Annotated in this window: 6 protein-coding genes and 4 tRNA genes; all 10 read left to right on the top strand. The window is 42.1% G+C overall.

Annotated features, from left to right (window positions below; translation table 11 throughout):
- Nucleotides 1-159 precede the first annotated feature (159 nt).
- The gene (locus tag RJ41_RS14500; protein WP_039222277.1) at nucleotides 160-687 is read left to right on the top strand and encodes a hypothetical protein; all 528 of its coding nucleotides are present in this window, start codon (nucleotides 160-162) and stop codon (nucleotides 685-687) included.
- 240 nt (nucleotides 688-927) lie between these two features.
- Complete coding sequence (locus RJ41_RS14495; protein ID WP_039222274.1) at nucleotides 928-2,493, top strand: methyl-accepting chemotaxis protein; 1,566 nt, start codon at nucleotides 928-930, stop codon at nucleotides 2,491-2,493.
- A 172-nt stretch (nucleotides 2,494-2,665) separates the two neighbouring features.
- A complete protein-coding gene (gene murB / locus RJ41_RS14490) occupies nucleotides 2,666-3,697 on the top strand; it encodes a UDP-N-acetylmuramate dehydrogenase (protein ID WP_039222271.1) in 1,032 nt (343 codons plus the stop codon).
- Nucleotides 3,694-4,680: a bifunctional biotin--[acetyl-CoA-carboxylase] ligase/biotin operon repressor BirA gene (birA, locus tag RJ41_RS14485; RefSeq protein WP_039222269.1), complete on the top strand. Its 987-nt coding sequence runs from the start codon at nucleotides 3,694-3,696 to the stop codon at nucleotides 4,678-4,680. The genes murB and birA overlap by 4 nt, the downstream gene beginning before the upstream one ends.
- A gap of 147 nt (nucleotides 4,681-4,827) precedes the next feature.
- Nucleotides 4,828-5,586, top strand: coding sequence for a type III pantothenate kinase (locus RJ41_RS14480; RefSeq protein ID WP_039222266.1), 759 nt, complete (start codon nucleotides 4,828-4,830; stop codon nucleotides 5,584-5,586).
- Nucleotides 5,587-5,695: 109 nt separating this feature from the next.
- Nucleotides 5,696-5,771 (top strand) — tRNA-Thr (locus RJ41_RS14475).
- Between the two features lie 7 nt (nucleotides 5,772-5,778).
- Nucleotides 5,779-5,863: transfer RNA gene (locus tag RJ41_RS14470), tRNA-Tyr, on the top strand.
- A 33-nt stretch (nucleotides 5,864-5,896) separates the two neighbouring features.
- Nucleotides 5,897-5,971 (top strand) — tRNA-Gly (locus RJ41_RS14465).
- A gap of 7 nt (nucleotides 5,972-5,978) precedes the next feature.
- Nucleotides 5,979-6,054: transfer RNA gene (locus RJ41_RS14460), tRNA-Thr, on the top strand.
- 67 nt (nucleotides 6,055-6,121) lie between these two features.
- A partial coding sequence (locus RJ41_RS18730; RefSeq protein ID WP_039217590.1) for a GTP-binding protein occupies nucleotides 6,122-6,354 on the top strand: 233 nt, incomplete at its 3' end.

Genomic DNA, 6,354 nt, shown 5'->3' with positions numbered 1-6,354 from the left:
TTGCGTTTGGAAGAAAAAAATAATGGGGTCAGAGTCACGACTCTGACCCCATTATTCGGGGAGTGTATGCTGTAGTTTTGATAATAGCTCTGCATAACGAGCGACAGGTTGAAAAATAATCGGTATGGTATAAAAACACTAAACAGCTAGGAAGTTTGTATGTCACCCTTACCATTCAATAATAACCCAGCTTATTTGCGGGGTAATTTTCAACTTGAACCTGTGACCGCTGTATTGAAGCAGCATGCAGAGCTTGTTTGCTTTCTCCTAATAGCCTTCTTCTTTGTTGGTAATACATTTGTTGAAAATAGTGAAAGAGAGCGGGTCTTGGCTAACCCTCAGAAAAACGACTTTTTCTATATCGACTATAGGGCTATAGATCCTTCATCGGATGCTCGATTTCGCTATGTCCCCCTGAAGTTACTTAGTGTTGATAGTGATACTCTTACTTTTAAAGTCGGAAACATTGCTCACACAACACATGTCTCGCCGAGTCAGCATGCGAAATTTGATAAAGCTTTATTGCTGCGCAATTACTATCGTGTTGATAACCTTGTACTTAGCAAAACAAAAGTAAACGAATTGGTTGCTTCTGGTGCCATTTACGATGCTAGACGGCCTCGAAATATTTATATTAACGGTTGGATGGTTTTGCACCTTAATGAGTTAGTACCAGATAACAGTTAGTAATAAATAAACGATTGTAAGCGATAAAACCGAAGTAAAGTACACTGAGTGCGAGTGATGCAACATGTACCTTGAAGTGTTTATTTTATTTACCATGAATACAATGCTCACCAATAAATTACTCTGACCCCACTATTAATAAAGTACTCTGACCCCATTACTTAATACTATCCGCTTATAGATAATTAAACTAAGTCAGTCTACATTCTATATTTGTTAATAAAATGTTAGATTGGTCATATGAAGTACTTAGTTTTAGCTGTAATTGCAAGTCTCGTTAATGTAGTGAGCTCTTTTGTGACTTCAGATGTCTTAATGGCTTCGTGTGCAATCTTTCTTACAATTCTGTTCGCGGCCTTTATTATTGATAAGGTGTTTCAAAACCAAAATAAAGCCGCTAATAAAACTGTACTGGCTGACGATGATAAAAAACATGCACATAGCAATGATGCAACGAAAGTTAGTTTTGCCGCGAGTAAAATTGCTATTGGTGGTGCTTCTATCTCTTTCTTTTTAGAGCAGTTATCAAAAGCATTTAATGAGCAAGTCGCGAACATCGGCGAGATGAGCGGTAGACTCCAACAGTTAGAAGTCTCTTCAACTCAGTTAGATGATCTTGCCAAAAACGCTGCATCTTCTATGAATGAATCTGACGAGAAAACGCAGTTCGGCAGTGCGTCGTTAAAAGAAGTATTAAGCGAGCAACAGCAGCTGGTTAAAAACATAAATGCGTCATCAGAAGCGCTTACGACATTAAAAAGTAAGGCCGAGGGAATAAGTACTATAACAAACACCATTAACCAGTTGGCCGATCAAACAAATATGCTAGCGCTTAATGCGGCTATTGAAGCTGCAAGAGCGGGAGAGCAAGGACGTGGTTTCGCCGTTGTAGCTGATGAAGTACGCGAGCTTGCCAAGAAGACAACCGATGCCACCTCTGGAATAGAAAGTCTGCTTCAGGATATGAATACCAGTAGCCAGGCAGCGGTGGCTACTATGGAAACGGTGCTGAACTCTAGTGACAATATGAATGTGAAATTACAGGAGAGCGAAGAAGCTATCTCACACTCCAGTATGCTCTCTACAAAAGCTCGGGAATCGATGGGCGCTATGCAAGCAATGGTAGAAAATAATGCAGAACATAGCGCAGGTATAAGTACCAACATACTTCAGTTGCACACGACGACAGAAAAATTAGAGCACGACCTCACTGATGTTTCTACTCAGGCGCTATCACTGAGTAGTCAAGCTGAAGATATTTTCAGGCTACTGGAAAGCTTCGATGTAAATGATCGAAACAGCGAAGTTAGAGACATTGCAGTAAATGCAGCTAAAACTGTTGGAAAGCGTTTCGAGCAAGCGATTTCAGAAGGGAAAATATCGGAAGCAAAGCTGTTTAATTTTGACTATTCACCTATACCGAACACTAATCCTATAAAGCACACAACACCTTTTGATAAGTTCACCGACGACGTACTTCCCGCTATCCAAGAACCTTTATTAGAAACACATAGTTTCATTATTTATGCCGGCGCAGTTGACGTTAATGGTTACTTTCCTACCCACAACAAGAAATTTAGTCAGCCCCTTACTGGTAATTACGATACGGATTTAGCAAATAACAGAACGAAACGGATATTCGATGACAAAACCGGAAGTCGTTGTGGCAGCAATACCTCTACTTTCTTGCTACAAACTTACAAGCGAGATACAGGTGAGGTCATGCATGATCTATCGGCACCGATATATGTGAACGGTAAACATTGGGGAGGGTTTCGTATTGGTTATAAAGCCAAAGAGCAGTAAGTTCTCTGTATTTACGTATAAGCGCTAGCTTCCGTTTTCTCACTTTAACGAATGAAAGTGGTAATGCTCTAGCGCTTAGCAATGTTGGCAACAATATTATTCTTTTTTTGCGCTTTTATTTGCTGCTTCGTTACCCTACCATTAGCGAATTGTTCGCAGTTCGTAAAACACTATGCCTTCACTACAACCATACAGCACATTTGGCCTCGCCGCTTCTTGTGATTCTATCCAGTCGTTTAGCGACGTTACTTCATTCCTGTCTATCTTCAATACTTCTAAAAACAAGAACAAAGCCATTTATATATTAGGCGGTGGAAGCAATTCAGTCTTCACTGAAGACTTTGACGGTACAATTCTGGTTAACGAGATTAAGGGAATAAGCCATTTTGATACTGAAAGTCACCATTACTTACGGGTAGGTGCAGGTGAAAACTGGCATGACTTCGTCACTTTGTGTATGAAAGAGAAGTGGTATGGTTTCGAAAATCTCGCCTTAATACCAGGTTCAGTAGGCGCATGCCCAATTCAGAATATTGGTGCGTACGGACGAGAAGTGAATGCGTTTATCGACAAAATAGAGTGTGTATTTCTTGAAAGCGGCGAGCAGGTATTGTTAGGCAATGAAGACTGTCAGTTTGGCTATAGAGACAGTGTGTTCAAACACGCACTAGCGAACAAAGTGCTAATCACTCATGTAAACTTTAAACTGCCCAAGCACTACGAACTTGAAACTAGCTATGGCGAACTAGCGGCACTGACTGAGCCTACGCCAGAAAAGGTGTATAGTACGGTAATACAAATTAGGAAGAGCAAACTTCCTGATCCTGCCGAGCTAGGCAATGCAGGAAGTTTCTTCAAAAACCCAGTGGTTTCAAAAGCCGTGTTTCAAGCGATTGCACAAGAGTATGATTCAGTGCCCCATTTTGTGGTGCACGGAGGTGTTGAGCTGCCAGCCACTGAAAAAGAACAAATAAAAATTCCTGCCGCGTGGCTTATCGACCAGGCAGGTTTTAAAGGCAAGACTTTGAATAAAGTACGATGCCACCCTACACAGCCATTGGTTCTTACAAACTTAGGTGGTGCCACCGGAAGCGACGTACTAACCATGGCAAAAGATATCATAGCAAGCGTACATCAAAAGTTTGGCATACAGCTTGAGCCAGAAGTGCGCTTATTAGGAAGCAAAGGACTTATTTCGCTATGAGACAAGCATCAAAAGCTATAAGAAAACATATACTCGCTTTGTTGTCCGACGGCCAGTTTCACTCAGGGGAAACCATTGCACAGCAAGTGGGACTTTCGCGTACAGCTGTTGCAGGCCATATTTCCCAACTCGCCGATTGGGGATTAGACGTATTTAAAGTAAAAGGTAAAGGCTACCGTTTAGAACGAGGTTTTCCATTGTTAAGCGCCGACAGCATTAAACGCCATTTAGGCAATACAAAACGAGCGGTTATTGATGTGGAGTCGGTATTGCCTTCCACCAATACGGAAATGAAGAAGCGTATTGCCAGCAAACGAGAAGATCTTGAAAACGGCGATGTCGTTTTTGCTGAAATTCAGACCGATGGACGCGGCAGACATGGCCGTTCATGGTTAGCGCCAGTTGGCGGAAGCTTAACTTTTTCTATGTACTGGTCTTTCCCTGACGGTTATCAAAGCATGGCAGGCCTTTCTTTATTGGTCGGCTTGGCAGTTTGCGATGCACTTAAAGAATTTGGCGTAGAAGACGCCGAGCTTAAATGGCCGAATGACATTTATTTGCAAGGTAAAAAACTTGCGGGCGTACTTATTGAAGTAGAAGGGCAAATAGGCGCTACGGCGCATAGTGTTATCGGCATAGGTTTGAATGTTTGCGTACCCGATAATCAGTACGATGTTGGTCAGCCTCATAGTGATCTTGCGTCATATTTGGGCACTATCCCAGATAGAAATGCATTAGCGGCAGAAATAATTAAATCGCTGTGGTCTTATTTACCTAAATTTACCCAGCAGGGCTTCGGGCCATTCACAGCATACTGGGAAGCGCTCGACTTATACGCCGATAAACGCATTGTTTTACAAATGGGCGAGAAACGTTTTTCCGGAATTGATAGGGGAGTGGACGCCAGTGGCGCGCTTCTTGTTGAAACGCAAGACGGTATTACCCGATTCCATGGTGGCGAAGTTAGCCTTAGAGGCAATTAACTTTTTATTTTTGTTTTACTCTATAGCTGAGCTACGAAGATTTTGACCATTTTTATAATAAAAGTACTTCGTAGTTCATCTTTGTGATTTTTAAATAGCATTTTATCCGTTCGTTTTACGCATTGCTTTGCGACTGAAACCAAAAATATGAACAACATTGAAGAAAACCACGTCATATTAGTGGATATCGGTAACACCCGAATAAAATATTCACTACTTTGTCATGCAGAAGAAGAGCCTAATGCATGCGAAGATGCCAATTCTCTCTTCTCTTTTATCGATTCTCAGAAAAAAATTTCTCATTTATACATAGCTTCGGTAAGAAATCAGGAGCTGGTTGATGAAATATCCACCATGTGTAACGAGCGAAATATTATTTTTGTAGAAAAGCACACAGAGAAAGAAGCCTTCGGCATAAAAAATAGTTACGCGAATGTTCAAAAAATGGGCGTTGATAGATGGCTTGCCATGGTTTGTGCTGCAGAAAAATCAAAAAAAGCATTTTTTGTTATGGATGTAGGTACGGCAATAACGGTTGATTTTGTGGTGGATGGTCAACATTTAGGCGGTTGGATCGTGCCTGGTTTTCAAGTAATGCGTAATGCATTGGTTGCTTCAACTAAAAAAGTGTTCGCGAATGATGAAATTCCGACCACCTTTGGAGTGGGGACCGATACAGAAGATTGTGTGGCAACAGGGTGTCATGCTGCCCTATATGGTGTTTATTTGAGCGCGGTTGATTACATATCAAGCAAACAAACCGAATTTGACATAATTTTAGGGGGTGGAGACAAAAAAGTGTTTGCATTCTTAAAATCTGCTGATAACATGCGCCTCGCTCATTTGGTGATGCAGGGTCTTGCCCGCTACGCTCGAAGTGAACTTCTAAAGGGAACATCGACGTAAGTTTTTGATTAGTTGAAAAATTGGTCAAAAAAGAAAATTGAAAAATTTTCAAAAAGACACTTGCACAGAGTTAAACAATACTCTAGAATGCGCACCCACTTGATGTAGTGCCGACTTAGCTCAGTTGGTAGAGCAACTGACTTGTAATCAGTAGGTCGCCAGTTCGATTCCGGCAGTCGGCACCATCAATCTGGAGGGGTACCCAAGCGGTCAACGGGAGCAGACTGTAAATCTGCCGGCTCAGCCTTCGCAGGTTCGAATCCTGCCCCCTCCACCACTTTCTCTATGAGGTGGCCAGAGAATTAGGATTGCGGGCATCGTATAATGGCTATTACCTCAGCCTTCCAAGCTGATGATGCGGGTTCGATTCCCGCTGCCCGCTCCAAATCAGTGCTGATATAGCTCAGTTGGTAGAGCGCACCCTTGGTAAGGGTGAGGTCGGCAGTTCAAATCTGCCTATCAGCACCAGTTTATTTCTCCCCAGCTCATGTAAAATTTCTAAATTTTTTAATGTAACTTTGCTGGGATAATAGAAATGGCAAAAGAAAAGTTTGAACGTACGAAACCCCACGTAAACGTGGGTACAATCGGCCACGTTGACCACGGTAAAACTACCCTAACTGCAGCTATCACTACAGTTCTTTCTAAAACTTACGGCGGTAACGCACAGGCTTTCGATCAAATCGATAACGCGCCTGAAGAGAAAGCTCGTGGTATCACCATTTCTACTTCACACGTAGAATATGACACTCCTACTCGTCACTACGC

It is taken from the genome of Alteromonas marina (assembly GCF_000808575.1).
GTDB classification, from domain to species: Bacteria; Pseudomonadota; Gammaproteobacteria; order Enterobacterales; family Alteromonadaceae; genus Alteromonas; species Alteromonas marina_A.
This window is presented reverse-complemented; position numbering and strand designations above follow the sequence as displayed.